Raw genomic sequence first — 21,937 nt, 5'->3', positions numbered from 1 at the left:
CCGGGCGCAGCGGCTACGGTTTGCTTCGCTGCACCTCCTTCCGCTGTGTCTGGCTGCGCCAGACGGTCGCTGCGCTCCCACGCCCGGATCGATCCCTCCGCTCAGCCTTCCGACGTCGCCGGTGACGCAAGATCAAGAGCACTCGAGCTAACGCTCATTGTTGAGTGGTTAGAAGCGGGTGGTTGGCTTGGGATTTTCGGTGTGGCTGCCCCTCATCGGAACGCCGCCCGCCCAGCCCTCTCCCCAAGGAGAGGGAGCCGATTTTTGGGCTGTTCGGAAGTTGCGTACGACTGGGTATTTCATTTCTACGTATCACTTACATCCACCGCGATCGGTCCCCTCTCCCTCCGGGAGAGGGCTAGGGTGAGGGTGGCGATCTGAAGTCTGTTAAAGCAATTTCTGGATCGGCAGAACCTTCCCGCCTGCCGCCCAAGCGCTGCGGACAATCACAGCTTTTGGGCATAAAAAAACCACTGGGCTTGCAAACCCAGTGGTTTCCACAACCTGCAAGCGAACCCGCGTTATTTCACCTGTGTCAATTTGACGTCTTTAACAAGCATTTCGATCAGCGTGCGCAGGTATTTGAAGCCCTGATTTTTCTTCTCCCAACGATCGACGAACAACAAACCTTTGTCATTCACCTGGATCGGCGTGACAACGATGTCGCCGGTTTTGGATTTATGCACCAGACGAGTCCCGCTGGTGCCTTCATTTTCGATCAGAAACATGCCCGGTTGAGTCAGCTTGCTGCGATTGACTGGCGGTGCGGAGCCAATTTCCTTCCAGCCGACCACCGCGATGTTAACCGTGAAGTCACTTCGCAACGCCCGTGCGCTGATGGCGTTTTCCGGGATTATCGTCGCCCACGCGCTCGGTTGGACTGCACTGGCCAGTTCAGGCGTGCTGTCGCGTACATGAAGGCTGACCGCGCTCAGCGTCTCGCCGAGCCCCGGTACGCCCATGCTGTAATTGGTATGGGTTCTGTCAATCAGGGCCATCCATTTATGCGGCCCGTGGAGCAGTTGGTCGGCTTTGATTGCCTCGGTGGCGAAATAGCTGAACATCTCTTGCCGCGACAGTTCCGGATCAGGCAACCCCTTGACGTTATAGCTGGCGACGCAATCAATGGCCCTGATACGGATGTTGTATTTGGCCGCTGCCTCGCAGACTTCGTTGTAATTGTCGGTACCCACATAAGTGCTCGGTCGGTCCGCGCTCAGCGTTTGCAGATGAGCCTTGACTCGCTCGGGCATGCGTTGGGTCAGGTGAAAAATGTCCAGCTCGGCCTGATGCAGATCGGTATAGATACGCGCCAGGTACAATGTGTCATAACCCGAATCCTTGAATGCCTTCATGTGTTTCTTCAGCAGCGCCTTGGCTGACACTTCGGTTGGATTTTCACCCAACAGCAGATTCAATCGGCCGTCGGCCATTTTCTGCAAAAATGTCTCGAAAGTCTCGCCGGCGGTAAGGGTCGGGAGCGCCGCTGCTGGTGCAGGTTTGAAGGCAGTGAATCTGTCTCTGGCCGCTTTGCCCAAGCGCTGGCGCGCGCCAACAAATGCGCTGAATAGCAGTCGGTCACTTTTTGCCGGATCGTAGAAACTGTTCAAACCGTTACGGTCGCGCATGAGCCGGACAACATCCTCGTGAAACGACGGCGCCATATCGTAGTCGCCCAATTGACTGGACGTCGTGGCCGTTGGCGCTGGCTTCGAGACCGGTTGGGGTGCCTTGTACGCGGTCGGTGTCTGTACAAGGTAGTCGCCCTTGGCCGCCGCATCCCCGGCGATTGAGCCTGGCGAATCCAGTCCGACACGTTGCGGCTGGTACAGGTCGATGTCTTCAACCCGTACGGCAATGGCGTCGTGCAGGTCGGCCAGGCCGGGCGTCTCGTCGAAGGTGCTCATGCGGGTCTGTTCGGTGAGGACGATCCAGCGTTCGCCGGATGCATCGGCGCTATCGGCGGAAAGCGTCTTGTGCGAATAGTAATTTCTGACGCTGTTGCTGCGTGGGGTCAATGGCGAGATGTCGGCGAGCACCATGGCGTGTTCCAGCTGATAACTGGTCGAGGCGTCCAGTGCATGGATCGTCAAACCTTTTTCCCGAGCTGTACGCACCAGTGCCAGATAGGAATATGGCGCGTCCTTCTCGTGCCCCAGGGCGCGGTCAACAGCTTTGAGGTGGGCTTTGATGTGCTTCCAGGTTCCACCCTTGTTCATTTTCGCAAGCTTGGGGTAAAACACATCCCCCGCCAGATACTCGACATAAAGGCGTTTGAAGCCACTTGCCACGTAATCGTCCAGATGATCGATCAACATTTGTTTGCTGGCGATAGAACCGGGCTGCGCGCCGATCACCAGGTTTTTTCCTTTGAATGCATCGCTGGCGATCAGCTGTGCAATGGAAATATCGGCGGCAACTGCCGGGACTTCGGCGCGGGCGGGCAGGGAGGCCAGCTCGGCGAAATGACGGGTGGCATCGGTAGTGAGTTTTTCGACCTGTTTCAGGTAGGCGGCGCGTGTCGAGGCGAGTTCATCGGCTGCACTGACCATGGTCGCAAGGGGGCTGGTGCCCATGTAATCCTGACCGCGCCGGATAATGTCGTCTCGGGTTTGCGGATTCATCACCGTTTCGACGCGCTGGCGGTACTTGTCCGCCACGCCATAATCCCTGTACGGGCCCGGAGACTCTGGCACGGCATCGTACTTTGGCGCACCGCCGGCCATGCCGCTGCGCACCATCATGCCGTTTGCATCGGGCACCACCAGAATGCCGGTCGAAACGAGGTCAGGGGAATTCGGCTTTCGTTTGTAAAGCAAATGACGTCCGAGTGCGTCGGGGTTTTTCTCTGTGTAGTAAAACTGGCTTCTGAAGACCACTACACGCATGTTGTCCCACTCGGGTTGGGGCGCGACCTGGTCGACCAGCGCCACGACATTCTGCTGTTCATTGCCGGCACTGGCGAGCGCCTGGCGCACCGGTCGACGCACGTGGTTGAGTGACCTCACCGCGGGGCGCAAATCGGTCAACACGGCGCCGACGCTGTTGAACATATAACCGAGCAAATGCCTGAAGGCTTCGCCATTGTTGCCTTGGCGATAAGCGTGCAAGGCGAGCATCGCGTCCTTGAAGGCCAGCAGCAGGCCGGTGCTCAAACTCAGTAGCGGGAACGGCGCGGTGGCAATCGCGGCGAGCCATTCCACACTGGTCCAGATCAGCCCGGCGATCATCTGCGCGCGACTGGTGGTAGTGGCGTGGACGTTGTCGATCCGGCGTTGCAGCTTCAGGTTGTACAGCGCCGCGCGCAAATCGTTGACGGCAGCGGTGGCCGGTGTTGCATCGTAGCGCGCCGGGCTGGGCGTGGTTTTATTGAGATCTTTGGGCAGCTGTTTTTTCGCGTTTTCGAGGAACGTTCGCACCCGTTTTTGCGCACTCACGCCAACCCGGGATGTGAAGTATTCGATCATCCCGGCCTGCTGCTGAAGCAGGTAGTTGAACAGCCGCGCTTCGCGAAACCTGACGCCGTCGGGCGCGTCCGGGGTATAGAGCAGCACCGGATTATCCGCATGGCTGAACAGCCATGTATCGATCACCCATTCGCCGTCGATCATCAAGCGATGGATGGGAAACTTCGTGCGAGTCGGCCCAGCGTTTTCGTCCATGCTGTCGATGCTTTGCTCCAGCCATTGCAGGTCGCTGTTGGCGATATGGCCTTGCAGTTGGCACTCCAGCGCGGCACTTTTCATCTGACGCTGAGTGATCGCCAATGTCGTATTGCGTCTGAACTCGTAGCCTTCGCTCGTCGAACTTTGCAGATCACTTTTGACCTTGTTGGTGTAGCGCTCTCCGATCCATATACCTGTGACCGAGCGCGCCACATTTTGCGCGGTCAGACTGCTGACATCGACGCCTGGCGGGCCTTTGAAGCGCGCCGAACGGGAGAATTTTGCATCGAGAAAACCGACGCCATCGGCATAACCGTCGCGATACAGCTGTGTGTACGACAGTGGTTTCGGAGTCAATGCGGGCACGATGGACATCGGCGAGTAGGCCCATACGGTATCCGGGTCGACGTCATTGGCCGGACGCTTGAGCAGGCGATTCAGACTGATCCTTGCGTGCTGGTGGACGTAGTCATCAAATGCCGGAAAGTGGCGGCCGGACAAGGCATGCTGATTGAACGCACGCAACGCGCCTTCGGCTTCTTCGCTCAGGGTCGCCAGCTTTCTGCGATTGGCTGCGGTGGTCGAGCGATACCACAGTGGTGTGCTGAAATCGTAGTCATCAACGCGCGTAGCGAGCACGTGTTCGGCCATCGCTTTCAGGCAAGCAAGGTGGTCGCCACAGTTATCGAGAGTGACCTTCTGGTGCTCCAGCGCTTCAGGCTTGAAACTCAGGCCCGCCAGTACTTTGCGCAGTGTCGGACGGAAACGCATCGGTACGCGGCTGATCAGGTAGCCCGCCATGCTGTCGGCGACATCGCTGTGCTTCGCCCAGCCCAACAAATGGGTCTGGCATTCACGCTCACTGTCGAAGGCCTGAAACTGTTGCTCGCGAGGGGCTTGTGGCGTGCACAGCAAGATGCGCTTGATGGCGCCGCTGGCATCGCTCTGGCGCAGAATCCACAAATCCTGCAATTGTGCTCCGTGCAGCGACAGGGTGGCGGCGCGCAGGTGTGGATCGCTGCCGCTGCGCAAGCGCTCGATCAGTGCCAGATCACTCTCGACCAGGTGCCCTTGCAGCACCGCGGTATGGGCGAGGGCGACGATACGTTGATCAAGCATGCGCTCAAGCGCTGGTTTGATGGCGGCTCCTGAGTGCATGTCTTTTTGCAGGCCATTGAAGTCGATGCGCGGTTGCAGACTTATCGCTTGCTTGACCAGCCATGCCGGCGTCAGGTCAGCATGGTCTGGCGACAAAGGTTCGCCGTCATAGGTGAGGGTGGTGTAGCTCAGAAATTGCGAACCCGGCAATTCATCGCCGGTGTGGGGGCCGCGCAAGGACAACTCAAGCAGATTGCATTGATGGATGTAAACGCCATAGCCCGGCACTCGGCGATCGGTGCTGATCTGCAATTTTTCCGGCTCGAGATCGTCGATTTCCAGATCATCGCTCAGGCGTTCCAGCCATTGCTGGCGAGCCAATGCCAGCGGACTGCCCAACGGCTCCATCAGGTCGAGCAAGTGTTGCCGCGCTTGCTGGTAGTTGCTCAGGTGCTGCGCCAGTTCGAGCTGCTTTGCGCTGCTGGCGCTGCGGTACCAGTCCGGTGCGCTGTAGCGCAGATGGCGTTCGAACAGGGTTTGTGCGCGCAGCTCCAGGCGTGGCGTCAGATCCGGCAGGGCGGCGGCGATCGCTTTATCGAGCGCCGCAAGCAACAGCTTGGGGGCTTGCTGCGGGTTGTCGGCGAAGCTCAAGGCACGCTCGATATCCTGCGTGCGTTTTTCGATCAGGGCGTCGTAAATATGTTCGAACAACGGTTTGCTGTCGATGGGCGTGAGCGACAGCGGCCAGATTCCTGCGGCACCGACATCGTGATATCGCGTCGGCAGCAAATGCATGAAATCGTCGTGGCCGCTGCGCGAGTTCAGCGACTCGCGCAGATGGGTGTCGAGATCGGCCAGGGAATTGAAGAGCTCGATGCCTCGCGCGGGAGTGAACAGCACGGCGTAGCCGGCGCTCTGGTCTGTCAGCAAGTCGCTGACTCGCGGGCTGTCTTTCTCCGTGACAACAAACGCGCCGGCGAGGTCGACTGTGTTGTTTTGATAACTGAATTGCAGCGCATAAATGGCGGGGCGCAGCATCGGTCCCAGATCAAGTTTATTCAGCAGTTCGCCGGCTTGCGGGTGGAGCAGGCGATCACTGACGGCTTGCCGCGCTTCGTGGCCGATGGCGGTGAATCCGGCATCGTAGTTCAGGAAGGTTTTCGCCGGTTTGCCGCCGATCTGGTCGCGCAGGTCCAGGTTGATCAGTTGGGTGTTGAGGCGGATCTTCAGCGTCGCGATGAGCTTTTTCCCTGTGACGCTTTGCAGGTCGCTCGTTTCCAGCGTCTGGTAGAGCGCGCGGCTGCGTTGCAGGTAGCCGGTGCGGTAGGTTTTCAACTGCTCGTGGAGTTTTTTCAGGTAGGCCTGTTCGGTGCTCGGCGGGTGCTCGGGAAGCAGTGGATCAGGTGTCTGGAACAGGTAGTCGCCGATCTGGTTGAGATCACTTTTGATCTCTTCGGGTGTGGGGGCTTTGGGCGTGCTCATGGGCACTTTCTCCAGGCTGGGGATGAGGGGCCAGCATGGCGAGGGGGATGTTTTGAGGGGTGGTATATATGTAGGGTTTTTGGCGTACACCTCGTTGCGAGGAGAGCGAGCCCCTCGCGAAGAGGCCCGCCGTGACGCTAGAAATTCAAGCTTGCGCGTTGATCTCTCGGCGACTCGCCAAACGCTCGATTGCCTCACTCAGACTTGCTGCCTTGTCCCCTACCAGCAAATGCCAGACCCCGCCCTGAAGTTGGCTGACGCCCTGACATCCCAGCGCTTTGAGATGCGTCTCGGACAACGCCTCACCATCGGCCAGTTGCAGACGAATCCGGGTCAGGGCGATGCAATCGAGCTGCAGCACATTGTCGCCACCGCCCAACGCCTTCAGCCATTGCTGCGCCTCGGCACTGGCGACTGTCAGCGATTTCGGCTCATCGACAACCGCCGTCGGCGAGGGGACCGGAGCGCGACCCAACGTCGGCAGAGCGAGGCGAATTTCGTCGGCAATGCTGTCAGCCAGCGGCCCGACCACCACCTGCAAACTGCCGCCCTTGCCGGGGCGAACCACGGCCATCGCGCCGAGTGCTTTCAACTCGCTATCCAACGCCTTGTTGCGATCGACCATCTCCAGGCGCAGGCGCGTTGTACAAGCACCCACCGTCAGCAGGTTCTCGGCGCCGCCCAAAGCCTTGATATAGGCACTGGCGCGCTCGTTCTCGGTGAGTACGGCTTTCTCTGCGACCGCCACATCTTCGCGTCCCGGTGTTTTCAGGTTGAAACGACGAATGCAGAAATCGAAAACGCAGTAATAGACGACCGCATAAGCCAGCCCGACCGGAATCACCAGCCAGCCATTGGTCGAGCGACCCCAGCCGAGAATCATGTCGATGAAACCACCGGAGAAAGTGAAGCCGAGGTGGACGTTCAAGCCATTCGTGATCGCCATCGACAGGCCGGTCAGCAAGGCGTGCAGGAGGAACAACAGCGGTGCGAGAAACATGAAAGCGAATTCGATCGGCTCGGTCACCCCGGTCAAAAACGAGGTCAGCGCCATCGACAGGAAAATCCCGCCCATGACCTTGCGCCGCTCCGGCAGGGCGTTGCGGTACATCGCCAGGCACGCCGCCGGCAGGCCGAAGATCATCATCGGGAACATCCCGGTCATGAACTGGCCGCCCTGCGGATCGCCAGCGAAATAGCGCGACAGGTCGCCCGTCACCAGTGCGCCGGTGCTCGGATCGGTGAAGTTGCCGAAGACGAACCACGCCATGTTGTTGAGAATGTGGTGCAGACCGGTGACGATCAGCAGGCGGTTGAACACGCCGAACACGAACGCGCCGATACTGCCGCTTTCCATCATCAGCGCGCCAAACGCGTTGATGCCGTGCTGGATCGGCGGCCAGATGTAGCCGAACAGCACGCCCAGTCCGACGGCGGCGAACCCGGTGACGATCGGCACGAACCGCCGGCCGCCGAAGAACGCCAGATACTCCGGCAGCTTGATGTCCTTGAAGCGGTTGTACAGCGCACCGGCCATCAGACCGCTGACGATGCCGGCGAGCATGCCCATATTGATGGTCGAATCAAGGACCTTCAGGGTCGAGATCATCACCAGATAGCCGATCACCCCGGCCAGGCCCGCCGTGCCGTTGTTGTCCCTGGCGAAACCGACGGCGATGCCGATGGCGAAGATCATCGCCAGGTTGGCGAAGATCACCTGCCCGGCGTCATGAATGATGGCGATGTTCAACAGGTCGGTATCGCCCAGGCGCAGCAACAGGCCGGCGATCGGCAGGATCGCGATCGGCAGCATCAGCGCGCGGCCGAGGCGTTGCAGGCCTTCGATGAAGAGTTGGTACATGTTGGTTCTCCTGCTCTTTAGCGAGAGCTTGTTGTTAGGGCAGCGGCCAATGCTGCTGGCAGGCGTGACGCACGGCGGCGGCGCTGCCGAGCTTGAGCAGGTCGTGGCTCAGACGCTGGCATTCGCCTTGGTGCACCTGCCGTACGCGGTCCTTGATTTCACCGATCTGCACCGGGCTGACCGACAGTTCGGTCACGCCGAGGCCGATCAGCACCGCCGTCGCCAGCGGATCGGAGGCGAGGGCGCCGCAGACGCCGACCCAGCGTTTGTGCACTGCCGCACCGGCGCAGGTCATGGCGATCAACCGCAGCAATGCCGGGTGCAGGGCATCGACGCGCGCCGCCAGACCAGCATGGTCGCGGTCCATGGCTAACGTGTATTGCGACAGGTCGTTGGTGCCGATGGAGAGAAAGTCGGCGTGCTCGGCCAGCTGTTCGGCTTGCAGCGCGGCCGCGGGCACTTCAATCATCACGCCGATTTCCGGCCGCTCACTGATGTTCATTTCCACGCACAATGCGTCGACCTGCTGGCGAATCTGCAGCAATTCGTCGACTTCGGTGACCATCGGCAAGAGGATCCGGCAGCGGTACAACGGGCGGACTTGCAACAGCGCGCGCAATTGCTGATCAAGGATTTCCGGGCGCGCCTGCGCCAGACGAATGCCGCGCAGACCGAGCACCGGGTTGGCTTCGGCGGGCAGCGGCAGGTAGTCCAGTTGCTTGTCGCCGCCAACGTCGATGGTGCGGATGATCACCGACTTGTCGCCCATGGCGTCGAGCACCGCTTGATAAGCGCTGCGCTGCTCCTCGACATCCGGCGCAGTCTGGCGGTCGACGAACAGAAACTCGGTGCGCAGCAGACCGACGCCATCGGCGCCGTAGGCGAAGGCGTCTGCGGCTTCGCTGTCGGAGGCGACGTTGGCGACGACTTCGATGGCCACGCCATTGCGCGTTTCGGCGGGCAAGTGAGCCTTGGCCTGTTGCGCGTCGCGACGCTGCTGGCGCTCGATTTGCGCGTGCTGCACATCGGCCAGACGCTCGTTGTTGGGCGCCAGTTCGAGGCGACCGCCATCGGCATCCAGCACCACCGCCTGGCCTTGCGCCTGATCGAGCAAGGCCGAACCCAGTGCGACCACGCACGGCAAGCCTTTGCCGCGAGCGAGAATCGCCACATGTGAGGTTGCGCCGCCCTCGGCCATGCACAACCCGGCGACCCCTTGCGCGCTGAGTTGCAGCAGATCCGACGGTGTCAGTTCATGCGCCGCGACAATCGCAGCGGCCGGTATATCGTAGTGCCAGGCCTCGCCGAGCAGGACGCGCAGCACTCGTTGCTTGAGGTCGCGCAGATCATTGGCGCGCTCGGCCAACAATGCGCTGCCGGTGCCTTGGAGCATGTCGCATTGCGCGTCGATCGACTGACTCCAGGCGTGAGTCGCCGCGCTGCCTCGCTGGATCAATTGCTCTGCGGCGTCGAGCAGTGCCGGGTCTTCGAGCAGAGCCATGTGCGCGGCGAAGATGGCTTCTTCGTCGGCGTTGTTGTGCTTTTTCGCCTGGGCGAGGGTGGCGGCGATGTCGCTGCGCACCGCGTTCAATGCCGCATCGAGAGTGTGTTGTTGCTGCACTGGATCGTGGTTGCCCGCGTCCGCCGGCAAGCTGATTGCGTTCAAGCGAAACAACGGCCCGGCGATCAGCCCCGGCGCCGCGCAAACACCGTGCAACACACCCGCCTCGGCCGGGCGTTTCAGCGGCGCCGTGCTGACTGGCGCCTTAGCGTCATGATCATCCGGCAGTGCGGTGGACAATGCGCTGAGCAAGGCTTGCAGCGCCGCTTCGGCATCCGCGCCCTGACAGCTGACCTGGATCTCGTCCTGCTCGCCAATTGCCAGGCCCATCAGGCCGATCAGGCTGTTGCACGGCGCCGACTTACCGGCGAAGTGCAGCTTTGACTGACTGTTGAAACCCTGCGCAGTCTGGCGGATCAGCGCCGCCGGACGGGCATGCAAGCCACCGCGATGGGCCACGCGCACCTGCCCGCGAACTTCGGGGCCAGCGCTGGCTTCAACACCTGCCACTGAGTCGTTGCGTGCGACGATGTGCAGCAACGGCTCGCCGACTTTTACCGCTTTGAGCGTGATCGGGCGCACCTGAAAATCGTGGCTGTTGGTCAGGATCAACAGACTGACCAGACTTTTGCAGTGTTGGCCGACCTGGTCCTGGTCGTAGCGCAACAACGGCTGGCCGACGCTGACCCGCTGATTTTCGCTGACCAGCATCGAGAAACCGGCGCCGTTCAACTCAACGGTATCGAGGCCAAGGTGCAGAAGAATCTCCGCACCGTTGTCGGCGCGCACGGTAACGGCGTGAGCGGTGCGCGCGACGTGAATGATCACCCCGGCGCACGGCGAATACAGCGTATCGTTGAGCGGGTCGATGGCGATGCCGTCGCCCATCGCGCCGCTGGCGAACACCGCGTCCGGGACTTTGGCGAGCGTCAGCACCGGCCCGCTGAGCGGGGCGCTGAGGGTCAGCTCTTTATTGTTGTTGTGCATGGCTCGGTCTCATCAGGTATGCAGTCAGGGGCACTCAGTGGGTGCGGGTCACTTTGCTCAGGTGGCGCGGTTGATCCGGGTCCATGCCCCGGGCCACGGCGAGGCCTGCGGCCATGACGTAGAAGCTCTGGATCGCCAGAATCGGGTCGAGGGCCGGGTGTTCGGCGCGGCTCAGGGTCAGGTCACGCTCGGCCACGTCATCGGGAGCGGCCAGCAACACGCGGGCGCCGCGCTGGCGCATTTCTGCCGCGAGGCTCAAGAGCCCGGCCTGTTCCGCACCGCGGGGGGCGAATACCAGCAGCGGATAATGTTCGTCGATCAGTGCCATCGGGCCGTGACGGACTTCGGCGCTGCTGAAGGCTTCGGCCTGAATCGCCGAGGTTTCCTTGAATTTCAGCGCCGCTTCCTGGGCGATGGCGAAACCGGCGCCACGGCCAATGACCATCAGCTGCTGGCAATCGCGCAGTGCATCGATGGCGGCGCTCCAGTCCTGGATCGCGGCTTCGCGCAGTCCTTCGGGCAGGGCGTTGTGTGCCTGCAACAATTCGTCGTCCTCTTTCCAGTGCGCGACCAGACGGGCGCTGGCGCTGAGGGTGGCGATGAAGCTTTTGGTCGCGGCGACGCTGCTTTCCGTTCCGGCGAGCAGCGGCACGCTGAATTCACACGCCGCTTCCAGCGGTGAATCGGCGGCGTTGACCATCGACACGCTCAACGCGCCACGTTTGCGCAACAGGCGCAGGCTGTTGACCAGGTCCGGGCTTTGTCCCGACTGGGAAAAGGCGAACGCGACCTGACCGCTGACCTTCAATGGTGCCTGCTGCATGGTCACCACCGACATCGGCAACGACGCCACCGGCACGCCCAGTTGCTGCATGGTCAGGTAGGCAAAATAGCTCGCCGCGTGGTCGGAGCTGCCGCGCGCGACGGTCATCGCCACTTGCGGCGGCTGACGGCGCAGACGCCCGGCGATCTCGATCAGTTGCGGGTCGAGCTGTTGCAACTGAGCGTGCACGGCCTCGAACGAGGACAGCGCCTCCTCAAGCATTTTTGAAGTCAATGTCTTCTCCTTCGACCATGACAGCGGTCAGTGTGAGTGAACGATCGAGCCGCACGCAGTCGGCCCAGGCGCCGGGGGCGAGGCGCCCGCGTTCGTTGAGGCCGAGGTAATCGGCGGGAAATTGCGACAGGCGCTGCGAGGCTTCGCTGATCGGCAGACCGATCTTCACCAGATTGCGCAGGGCCTGATCCATGGTCAGCGTACTCCCGGCCAGGGTGCCGTCGGGCAGGCGCACGCCGCCCAGGCATTTGGTCACGGTGTGGCTGCCGAGCTTGTATTCGCCGTCGGGCATGCCGGCGGCGGCAGTCGAATCGGTCACGCAGTACAGGCACGGGATCGAACGCAACGCGACGCGGATCGCACCGGGGTGCACGTGCAGCAAATCCGGGATCAGCTCGGCGTACTGCGCGTGGGCCAGGGCCGCGCCGACGATCCCCGGCTCGCGGTGATGCAGCGGGCTCATGGCGTTGTACAAATGGGTGAAGCTGGTGGCGCCGGCGTTCAACGCGGCAACCCCTTCTTCATAGCTGCCGAGGGTGTGGCCGATCTGCATGCGGATACCGCGGCTGCTCAGCTCACGAATCAACTCGTCGTGGCCGGCGATTTCCGGCGCGATGGTGATCACCCGGATCGGCGCCAGGGCCAGATATTCTTCGACTTCAGCCATCAACGCGGTGTGAGCGAAGTTTGGTTGCGCGCCGAGTTTGCCGGGATTGATATACGGGCCTTCGAGGTGGACGCCGAGGACCCGCGCCGCGCCTTGCGGACGCTGTTCACAGAATTCTCCGACCTCCTTAAGTACGCTGGTGATCTCCGCACTCGGCGCGGTCATGGTCGTGGCCAGCAGCGATGTCGTGCCGAAACGTACGTGGGTTTTGCTGATGGTCTCGAAGGCGCTGGCGCCTTCCATGATGTCTTTGCCACCGCCGCCGTGGACGTGCAGGTCGATGAAACCCGGCAGCAGGTACGGCAGGTCGTTATCGGTCGGATCGCAGGGCTCGCCTTCGATCGCCACGACTTTGCCGCGGGCGTGGATCAGCCGGCCGCGAATCCAGCCGTCAGCGGTGAGGATGTTGTCTTCGGACATGATGTTTTCTCGGTTCCGGCGCCGCTCTCAGCGGCGCAGCTCTGCGACAAAGTCGTAGTAATCGTTGCGGCAATAGGTGTCGGTGACTTCGATCGGCGTGTTGTCTTCCAGGTAACCGACTCGGGTCATCAGCAACATGGCGGTGCCAGGGGCAATGCCCACCAGTGCGGCGAACTCGTCCGAGGCATTGATCGCCTGGATGTGCTGCAAGGCGCGGACGATCGGCTTACCGATGCCGTCGAGGTATTCGTAGAGCGAATCACCCACCGCTTGCGGTTTGGGCATGATCGAGGCGGGCAGGGTGCTCATCTCGATGGCCATCACGGTGTCGTCGGCTTTGCGCAGACGCTTCATGCGCGCCACCTTGTCGTTCGGCGACAGGCCGAGGCGGATCAGTTCTTCGTGGGTCGGCAGGGTGATTTCGCGCTCCAGCCAGTGCGAGCTGGGGACGAAGCCCTTGAGGCGGAGCATTTCGCTGAAACCGGAAAGGCGCGACAGCGGTTGTTCCAGGCGCGGGGTGATGAACGTGCCAGAACCTTGCAGACGGCGGATCAGGCCTTGCTCCAGCAGGACTTCCAGCGCCTTGCGCGCGGTCACTCGGGAAATCCCCAGCCATTCACTGAGATTGCGCTCCGATGGCATCGCCTGTTCGGCTTTCCATTGCCCGGCATGGATCGCCGCTTCCAGATTACGCGCCAGTTGCAGGTACAGCGGCGTCGGCTGGGCGTCATCGGGGCGTAGGGCGAGGAGATCGTTCATGTAGGGCATTTCCGGCGCTGATATAGGATTGTTGTCGCTCGGCAGTCGGGCGGAAACTAATACCACTTGCATACCATGTCAACGCGAGGAAAGCCGGTTTTCACGCTTGCAGGGGCCTTGGCTGGAGGGTGGGTTTCAAGTGGTATTAGTGGTGAGCAGGGGGCACAAAAAAAATCGCAGCCTGGATCAGCCCCGCCGGTGAGAGTGGTATCACCGGACAGACGCTGAAGCACGCTGCGATTTTTTTGATTTATTTTTCGGGCCGACCGGCGGTCGCGCTGAAATTACGGACGAATCTCGATCATCGTGCCGTCCGGCACCAGATTCCACACTTCGCGCATGTCGACGTTACGCATGGCGATGCAGCCGTCGGTCCAGTCGAGGGTGTGGAACAACTGCTCCGGGTTGTCTTCGGAGTCCGGCGTGCCGTGGATCATGATCATCCCGCCGGGCTCGACGCCTTCGCGGCGAGCGCGGGCCGAGTCGCTGATGTTCGGGTAGGAAATGTGCATCGACAGGTTGAATTTGTCGCTGGTCTTGCGCCAGTCGATCCAATAGAAGCCTTCCGGCGTGCGCTTGTCGCCTTCGATCAGTTTCGGACCTTTCTTCGCGCCCTTGCCCAACGAAATGCGATAGGTCTTCAAGGGTTTACCGTCGGTGATCAATTGCAGTTGATGCGCGGATTTGAGCACCAGGACTTTTTCGATCAATGGCGTATTCGACGGTGTCACGGTGGTCACGAATGACGCTTGCGAGACTGTGACGAATGACAGGCAAAACAGGGCAAGCAACCAGCGCATTGAAACGATTCCCCAAAAGTGACGCAGATACAGGTTGGACAGCGGTGTGTGGTGTTATCGGCCGGTGCGCGACGAAATCAAGTGATGGCTGGTTGCGCCAGCGGTGGAATCGATTCCGAACGCACCGGATAACTTTCGACGCGCCGATCCGCGAAGAAACATTCCAGCGTGCGCCCCACTGTGCGGAAAGCCAGATCGTCCCAAGGGATGTCCGCTTCGTCGAACAGTTGCACCTCGAGGCTTTCGGGACCGGCGGCAAAATCCAGATCGACCAGCTCGGCGCGGAAGAATACATGCACCTGGCTGATGTGCGGTACGTCGATCAGCGTGTAGATGCTCAGGTTGCGCACGCGGGCGCAGGCTTCTTCGGCGGTTTCGCGCACGGCGGCCTGCTCGATGGTCTCGCCGTTTTCCATGAAACCGGCGGGCAGGGTCCAGTAGCCCAGGCGCGGTTCGATGGCGCGGCGACAGAGCAGCACCTGGCCGCCCCAGGTCGGCACACACCCGGCGACGATATTGGGATTCTGATAATGAATGGTCTGACAGCTTTCGCAGACATAGCGCAGTCGCGAATCGCCTTCGGGAATGCGCTGGGTGACCGGGTTACCGCAGTGGCTGCAAAATTTCATGCTGAGGTTCCTGAATGCTGCGCCTATCTTGGCGTGCAGCGGTGCCGGTCGGCAAGTTGTCGTTTCGCGACACGTCGGGTTTCGGGGGCTTGGGCGCTCGCATCGATTGGTGCATGATGCCGGGTAAGGTACCGATCGAGAACACTCATGCTGGATGAGCTACTGCATAGGGTAAGCAACCACACACCGCGCACGCTGGAGACCGACGCACGCTTTCCCGAGGCCGCCGTACTGGTGCCGATCACCCGCAGCGACGAGCCGGAGCTGGTCCTGACCCTGCGCGCCAGCGGGCTCTCGACCCACGGCGGCGAAGTCGCCTTCCCGGGTGGTCGACGTGACCCGGAAGACCCGGACCTGATCTTCACCGCGCTGCGAGAAGCCGAAGAGGAAATCGGCCTGCCACCGGGGCTGGTGGAAGTCATCGGCCCGCTCAGTCCGCTGATCTCCCTGCATGGCATCAAGGTCACGCCGTACGTCGGGGTGATTCCCGATTTCGTCGAATACCAGCCCAACGATGCCGAAATCGCTGCGGTGTTCAGCGTGCCACTGGAGTTCTTCCGCAAAGACCCGCGCGAGCACACTCATCGCATCGACTATCAGGGCCGCAGCTGGTACGTACCGAGCTACCGCTTCGACGAGTACAAGATCTGGGGACTGACGGCGATGATGATCGTCGAACTGGTCAATCTGCTCTATGACGCCAGGATCAACCTGCACGAGCCGCCGAAAAGCTTCATCAATACCTAGCCATCGTTCGAATGGCCCATCACCGCAAGCCCTGAGGACCACACCATGAAATACCGCCTGGGCGACGCCCGTGTCGAAACCCATCCACAGAGCTGGGTCGCCCCCAATGCCGTGCTGGTGGGCAAGGTCAGACTGGAAGAGGGCGCCAACGTCTGGTTCAACGCCGTGCTGCGCGGCGACAACGAACTGATCCTGATCGGCAAGAACAGCAATGTGCAGGACGGCACGGTGATGCACACCGACATGGGCTACCCGCTGACCATCGGTACCGGCGTAACCATCGGCCACAACGCCATGCTCCATGGCTGCACGGTCGGCGATTACAGCCTGATCGGCATCAACGCGGTGATCCTCAACGGTGCGAAGATCGGCAAGAACTGCATCATCGGCGCCAACTCGCTGATCGGCGAGGGCAAGGAGATTCCCGATGGCTCGCTGGTGATGGGCTCGCCGGGCAAGGTCGTACGCGAACTCACCGAGGCGCAAAAGAAGATGCTCGAAGCCAGCGCCGCCCACTATGTGCATAACTCGCAGCGTTATGCCCGCGATCTGGCCGAGCAAGAACAATGACTAGCGCTGAACGACCTGTTGCCTCGCCCTGCGTCAATATCTGTGCGCTGGATGAGGCTGATGTCTGTACCGGGTGCCAGCGTACCGTGGAAGAAATTACCCGCTGGAGCCGCATGAACAATGACGAGCGCCGGGTGGTACTGGGGTTGTGTCATGAGCGGGCGAAGGCCAGTGGGTTGGTGTGGATGTTGCCGGCGAAATCGTCGTGAACCTTAGAAGCCCCTCACCCTGACCCTCTCCCGGGGGAGAGGAGACTGACCGAGGTGTTTTTTGCTGTACGCCGACCTGAAACACCGAGTCGAACCCAGATTTTGAATAGCCCCCGATCTGCTCCCTTTCCCCCTCGCCCCCTTGGGGAGAGGGCTGGGGTGAGGGGGTGGCTCTTGACCTTGCGGTCCAGTAACCTGTGCGCCAAATTCACAGGCCGCCCCCATGATCTTTCTTATCGCCTACATCAGCAGCGTAGTGCTGATCAACTTCGCCTTCTCCACCGCGCCGCACCTGGACATCATCTGGTCGGCCTGGGGCGGGCTGGTGTTCGTGCTGCGTGACATGGTGCAAACGCGCTTCGGTCACGGTGCAATCGTGGCGATGCTGGCGGCCCTGGTGCTGTCCTACGTCACCTCCGATCCCTCCATCGCCCTGGCAAGTGCCACGGCGTTCGCGGTCTCCGAGTGCATCGACTGGCTGGTGTTCAGCATCACCAAACGGCCGCTGCGCGACCGCCTGTGGATAAGTTCGGCGCTGAGCATTCCTCTCGATACCTTCATCTTTTTCGGCATGATTGACCTGCTGACCCCGCCGGTGATCATCACCGCCCTGGCCTCGAAATTCGCCGGCGTCACCGCCGTGTGGCTGATCATGGCCTGGCGCGAGCGCAAACAGGCTGTCGCCAGCTGAAGCCAAACCCGCGGGTTCATGTAAAATGCCGCGCTTTCTCCCCATGGAAAGCGCGGCTGGCGTTGCTTTCCTCGATGATCCGCTGCTTTGAGGACCTGAGATGACCCGTATCGGAACTCCACTGTCGCCAACCGCGACCCGCGTATTGCTGTGTGGCTGTGGTGAGTTGGGCAAGGAGGTGGTGATCGAGCTGCAGCGCCTGGGCGTTGAAGTGATTGCCGTCGACCGTTACGCCAACGCGCCGGCCATGCAGGTTGCGCATCGCAGCCATGTGATCAACATGCTCGACGGCGCCGCCCTGCGCGCCGTGATCGAAGCCGAGAAGCCGCACTTCATCGTGCCGGAAATCGAAGCCATCGCCACCGCCACTCTGGTCGAACTGGAAGCCGAAGGCTTCACCGTGATCCCGACTGCACGTGCGGCGCAATTGACCATGAACCGCGAAGGCATCCGTCGTCTGGCCGCTGAAGAGCTCGACCTGCCGACCTCGCCGTACCACTTTGCCGACACCTTCGAGGATTACAGCAAAGCCGTTGAAGACCTCGGCTTCCCGTGCGTCGTCAAACCGGTCATGAGTTCGTCGGGCAAAGGCCAAAGCCTGCTGCGCAGCGTCGATGACGTGCAGAAGGCCTGGGACTACGCGCAAGAGGGCGGTCGCGCCGGCAAAGGGCGGGTGATCATCGAAGGTTTCATCGACTTCGACTACGAAATCACCCTGCTGACCGTGCGTCACGTCGGCGGCACCACGTTCTGCGCGCCGGTCGGTCACCGTCAGGAAAAAGGCGATTACCAGGAATCCTGGCAGCCACAGGCCATGAGCCCGATTGCCCTGGCTGAATCCGAGCGCGTGGCCAAAGCAGTCACCGAAGCGCTGGGTGGCCGTGGCATCTTCGGCGTCGAGCTGTTCATCAAAGGTGATCAGGTGTGGTTCAGCGAAGTGTCGCCGCGCCCGCATGACACCGGTCTGGTCACGCTGATCTCCCAGGACCTGTCCCAGTTCGCCTTGCACGCTCGCGCGATTCTGGGTTTGCCGGTACCGCTGATCCGTCAGTTCGGGCCATCGGCTTCGGCGGTGATTCTGGTGGAAGGGCAATCGACCCAGACTGCCTTCGCCAACCTCGGCGCCGCGCTGAGCGAGCCGGACACGGCGTTGCGTCTGTTCGGCAAACCTGAAGTCAACGGTCAGCGCCGCATGGGCGTGGCACTGGCGCGGGATGAATCGATCGAGGCCGCGCGGGCGAAGGCGACCCGTGCGTCTCAAGCGGTTGTTGTAGAGCTCTAAACCGCATCGCGGCCATCGCCAGCAGGCTGGCTCCCACATTGGATTGAGTGATCACAAAATTTGTGGCCAACCGATTACCCCTGTGGGAGCCAGCCTGCTGGCGATGCTGTTGAATCAGGCAACCCGATTCAGATCGTTATTCCTCGTTTCCTTCAGGCACAGCACCGCAATCAAGCTCAGCACCGCCGCCGCCGAGACATACCCGCCGACATAACTCAAACCGCCCATTGCCACCAGTTTCTGTGCGAAGAACGGTGCCGCCGAGGCTCCGACAATTCCGCCCAGGTTATACGCCGCCGACGCGCCGGTATAACGCACATGGGTCGGAAACAACTCCGGCAGCAGCGCGCCCATCGGCGCGAACGTCACGCCCATCAAGAACAGTTCGATGCACAGGAACAGCGCCACGCCCCAGGTCGAGCCCTGAGTCAGCAACGGTTCCATCAGAAACCCGGAAAGCACCGCCAGCACGCCACCGATGATCAGCACCGGTTTGCGCCCGTAACGGTCACTCGCCCAGGCTGACAACGGCGTCGCAGCCGCCATAAACAGCACGGCAAAGCACAGCAGGCCGAGGAAGGTCTCGCGGCTGTAACCCAGGGTGGACACTCCGTAGCTCAGAGAAAACACCGTCGAGATATAGAACAGCGCGTAGCACACCACCATCGCCGCTGCGCCCAGCAACGTCGGCGCCCAGTACTGGCTGAACAGTTCAACCAGCGGCACTTTCACCCGCTCCTGACGAGCAATCGCGTTGGCGAACACCGGCGTTTCGTGCAGCTTGAGGCGTACATACAGGCCGACCATCACCAGCGCGGCGCTGAGCAGAAACGGAATGCGCCAGCCCCAGCTCCGGAACTGCTCGTCGTCGAGGGTCATGGCGAGGGTCAGGAACAGACCGTTGGCGGCGAGAAAACCGATCGAAGGCCCCAGTTGCGGGAACATGCCGAACCAGGCGCGCTTGCCTTTCGGCGCGTTTTCCGTGGCCAGCAACGCAGCTCCGCCCCATTCGCCGCCCAGCCCCAGACCTTGGCCGAAGCGCAGCACGCACAACAGGATTGGCGCCCATGCGCCGATGCTGTCGTACCCCGGCAACACGCCGATCAATGTGGTGCAGACGCCCATCAGCAGCAATGAGGCGACCAGCGTCGATTTGCGCCCGATGCGGTCACCGAAGTGGCCGAACAGCGCCGAGCCGAGCGGGCGGGCGAGGAAGGCGATGCCGAACGTCAGAAACGCAGAGAGCATCTGTGCGGTGCCCGATGTTTGCGGAAAGAACACCGGCCCGATCACCAGCGCGGCTGCGGTGGCGTAAACATAGAAGTCGTAGAACTCGATGGCGGTGCCGATAAAACTTGCCGTCGCCACGCGGGTGGCGGAATTGGTCGGCTGGGCAGGCGCGTTGTCGCGCAAAGCGGTCGTGGTGGTCATGCGGTGATCCCTGACAGTCATGAGCTCCGTTGGAGCGAATTATTATGGTCGAACACCCAGGGATGTGGGGTAGGGCGCGAGCGCTGTTTCGAGTAGGAACAGTCGTCGGTTTGCGGCGGAAACAGTCGCGATCCGTGGCGTGCCGGGTAAGCACAGGGGTCGTCGGCGCTTGGGTAAGCTCGCCGATTATAGGAAGGGGGCTAACGCTTGAACAAGAGGCGATCTAGCGTGCCGGTATCAAGACTGGCACAGATGAGGTCAGCCAGATCAGTACTTTGCTCACGCGGTTGTCTTCGGTCTCGAGGATTTCCAGGCGATAACGGCCGATCTTCAGGCAAACCGCGCTTTCCGGAATGGTTTCCAACGCCTCGGTCACCAGCCCGTTGAGGGTTTTCGGCCCGTCGCTGGGCAGGTGCCAGCCCAGGCATTTGTTCAGTTCGCGGATCGACGCCGCACCATCAATCACCATGCGCCCGTCGGCTTGCGGGTGGATGTGCGGGTTATCGAGGCTGTGCTCGCTTTCGAATTCGCCAACGATCTCTTCGAGAATATCTTCCAGCGTGACGATACCGAGCACTTCGCCGTATTCGTCGACCACCATGCCCAGGCGCCGCTGTTGCTTGTGAAAGTTCAGCAGTTGCAGTTGCAACGGGGTGCTTTCTGGAACGAAGTAGGGTTCGTAGCTGGCTGCCAGCAGGGCTTCTCGCGTAAGTTCGCCGTTGCTCAGCAAGTGGCCGACCTGACGGGTGTTGAGTACCGCTTCGACCTGATTGATGTCGCTGTGAAACACCGGCAGACGCGTGCGTTCGTTATTGCGCAGTTGCTCGATGATCGCTTCGATCGGATCGTCGAGGTTGATGCCGTCGACGTCACTGCGCGGCACCAGAATATCGTTGACGGTGATGTTGTCCAGCGCGTGGATCCCGGAGACCGGGTGCGCACGAACCGGATGTTCGGCATCGTCATGACGGTCGGCGGGCGCTTCGTCTTCGCTGTGTTGCACGACTTGGGCCTTGCGCACGAACGGGCTCATCAGCAGGCTGCCAAGGCGGCTGAACAGCCAGGCAAACGGATAGACAATCTTCAGCGGTACCGCCAGCAGGGTATTGCCGAGCCCCAGCACTGCATCGGGATAACGCTGGGCCACGCTGCGCGGAAAGTAATCGGCGAACACCAGCAGGATGGCGCCGACGCCGAGGCATGCTGCCCAAGGGCCGTTTTCCGCACAAAGGAAAATCGCCAGCAAGGTGGCAATCACCACCGCCAGCGCGCGGCACAGGGTGTTGCACAGGATCAGGCTGTCGAGCGGAAAGTTGAGCTTGGCCAGCGGCTTATCGCTGGCGCGCGAGGCGGTGCGCTGCGCGAGCAACTGCTGTTGCGCGATTTCGACGGCGGTAAACAGCCCTGACCACACAATCAGCAGAGCGAATACCGCGAGCATCGGCCCTATGGGCAAACCGTCCATTTATACGCCCGTCAGATGTGCAGAATGTATTCGCGAACCAGTTTGCTGCCGAAATACGCCAACATCAGCAGGCAGAAACCGGCGAGCGTCCAGCGAATCGCCTTGTGGCCGCGCCAGCCGAGGCGATTGCGCCCCCACAGCAGCACGCTGAACACGATCCACGCCAGGCACGCCAGCAGGGTCTTGTGCACCAGATGCTGGGCGAACAGGTTCTCGACGAACAGCCAGCCGGAGATCAGCGACAGCGACAGCAGCGTCCAGCCGGCCCAAAGGAAACCGAACAGCAGACTTTCCATGGTTTGCAGCGGCGGGAAGTTCTTGATCAGCCCGGACGGGTGCTTGTGCTTGAGCTGGTGGTCTTGCACCAGCAGCAGCAAGGCCTGGAACACCGCGATGGTGAACATGCCGTAGGCAAGGATCGACAGCAGGATGTGGGCGAGAATGCCCGGCTCTTCATCAATGATCTGCACCGTGCCGGTCGGCGCGAATTGCGCCAGCAGCACGGTGATCGCACCGAGCGGGAACAGCAGAACCAGCAGGTTCTCCACCGGAATTC

16 protein-coding genes are annotated in these 21,937 nt (G+C 61.4%); 5 read left to right on the top strand and 11 right to left on the bottom strand.

Annotated elements, in window-relative coordinates; all coding sequences use genetic code 11:
* Positions 1-521: 521 nt before the first annotated feature.
* From ACYYKW_RS24035 to ACYYKW_RS24000, 8 genes are all read right to left on the bottom strand, one after another.
* Positions 522-6,245: a membrane-targeted effector domain-containing toxin gene (locus ACYYKW_RS24035; protein ID WP_464991353.1), complete on the bottom strand. Its 5,724-nt coding sequence runs from the start codon at positions 6,243-6,245 to the stop codon at positions 522-524.
* Positions 6,246-6,390: 145 nt separating this feature from the next.
* Positions 6,391-8,106: an N-acetylglucosamine-specific PTS transporter subunit IIBC gene (gene nagE, locus ACYYKW_RS24030; RefSeq protein ID WP_464991352.1), complete on the bottom strand. Its 1,716-nt coding sequence runs from the start codon at positions 8,104-8,106 to the stop codon at positions 6,391-6,393.
* A 34-nt stretch (positions 8,107-8,140) separates the two neighbouring features.
* Positions 8,141-10,654 carry a phosphoenolpyruvate--protein phosphotransferase gene (gene ptsP, locus ACYYKW_RS24025; RefSeq protein ID WP_464991351.1) on the bottom strand — a complete coding sequence of 838 codons (2,514 nt, stop codon included), beginning with the start codon at positions 10,652-10,654 and terminating at the stop codon, positions 8,141-8,143.
* A 34-nt stretch (positions 10,655-10,688) separates the two neighbouring features.
* Positions 10,689-11,711: an SIS domain-containing protein gene (locus ACYYKW_RS24020; RefSeq protein ID WP_336354944.1), complete on the bottom strand. Its 1,023-nt coding sequence runs from the start codon at positions 11,709-11,711 to the stop codon at positions 10,689-10,691.
* Positions 11,692-12,798: an N-acetylglucosamine-6-phosphate deacetylase gene (gene nagA, locus ACYYKW_RS24015; protein ID WP_464991350.1), complete on the bottom strand. Its 1,107-nt coding sequence runs from the start codon at positions 12,796-12,798 to the stop codon at positions 11,692-11,694. The genes ACYYKW_RS24020 and nagA overlap by 20 nt, the downstream gene beginning before the upstream one ends.
* A gap of 27 nt (positions 12,799-12,825) precedes the next feature.
* On the bottom strand, positions 12,826-13,557 hold the full coding sequence (locus ACYYKW_RS24010) for a GntR family transcriptional regulator (RefSeq protein WP_093104456.1): 732 nt from the start codon (positions 13,555-13,557) through the stop codon (positions 12,826-12,828).
* Between the two features lie 284 nt (positions 13,558-13,841).
* Positions 13,842-14,357, bottom strand: coding sequence for a L,D-transpeptidase family protein (locus ACYYKW_RS24005; protein WP_090281908.1), 516 nt, complete (start codon positions 14,355-14,357; stop codon positions 13,842-13,844).
* Between the two features lie 77 nt (positions 14,358-14,434).
* Positions 14,435-14,986, bottom strand: coding sequence for an NUDIX hydrolase (locus tag ACYYKW_RS24000; protein WP_464991349.1), 552 nt, complete (start codon positions 14,984-14,986; stop codon positions 14,435-14,437).
* A 147-nt stretch (positions 14,987-15,133) separates the two neighbouring features.
* Here ACYYKW_RS24000 and ACYYKW_RS23995 point away from each other — a divergent pair, with 147 nt between their 5' ends.
* The 5 genes from ACYYKW_RS23995 (at position 15,134) to purT (ending at position 18,485) form a co-directional block, all read left to right on the top strand.
* The gene (locus tag ACYYKW_RS23995; RefSeq protein WP_090281910.1) at positions 15,134-15,733 is read left to right on the top strand and encodes a CoA pyrophosphatase; all 600 of its coding nucleotides are present in this window, start codon (positions 15,134-15,136) and stop codon (positions 15,731-15,733) included.
* Between the two features lie 45 nt (positions 15,734-15,778).
* The gene (locus ACYYKW_RS23990; RefSeq protein WP_090281911.1) at positions 15,779-16,303 is read left to right on the top strand and encodes a gamma carbonic anhydrase family protein; all 525 of its coding nucleotides are present in this window, start codon (positions 15,779-15,781) and stop codon (positions 16,301-16,303) included.
* Entirely contained in the window at positions 16,300-16,512 is a 213-nt protein-coding gene (locus ACYYKW_RS23985) for a DUF1289 domain-containing protein (protein WP_093104445.1), read from the top strand. Before ACYYKW_RS23990 ends, ACYYKW_RS23985 begins: the two co-directional genes overlap by 4 nt.
* Positions 16,513-16,735: 223 nt before the next feature.
* A complete protein-coding gene (locus ACYYKW_RS23980) occupies positions 16,736-17,203 on the top strand; it encodes a VUT family protein (protein ID WP_090281913.1) in 468 nt (155 codons plus the stop codon).
* Between the two features lie 100 nt (positions 17,204-17,303).
* Complete coding sequence (gene purT, locus ACYYKW_RS23975) at positions 17,304-18,485, top strand: formate-dependent phosphoribosylglycinamide formyltransferase (RefSeq protein ID WP_093104442.1); 1,182 nt, start codon at positions 17,304-17,306, stop codon at positions 18,483-18,485.
* Between the two features lie 114 nt (positions 18,486-18,599).
* Here the strand turns inward: purT and ACYYKW_RS23970 are convergent, their stop codons facing one another.
* The 3 genes from ACYYKW_RS23970 to ACYYKW_RS23960 form a co-directional block, all read right to left on the bottom strand.
* On the bottom strand, positions 18,600-19,916 hold the full coding sequence (locus tag ACYYKW_RS23970; RefSeq protein ID WP_464991348.1) for an MFS transporter: 1,317 nt from the start codon (positions 19,914-19,916) through the stop codon (positions 18,600-18,602).
* 223 nt (positions 19,917-20,139) lie between these two features.
* Positions 20,140-21,381, bottom strand: a complete 1,242-nt coding sequence (locus tag ACYYKW_RS23965; protein WP_464991347.1) for a transporter associated domain-containing protein — start codon at positions 21,379-21,381, stop codon at positions 20,140-20,142.
* Between the two features lie 11 nt (positions 21,382-21,392).
* The coding region (locus tag ACYYKW_RS23960) for a cytochrome C assembly family protein (protein ID WP_464991346.1) at positions 21,393-21,937 on the bottom strand (545 nt) is incomplete at its 5' end.

This window comes from Pseudomonas sp. 15C (assembly GCF_055484735.1).
This window is presented reverse-complemented; position numbering and strand designations above follow the sequence as displayed.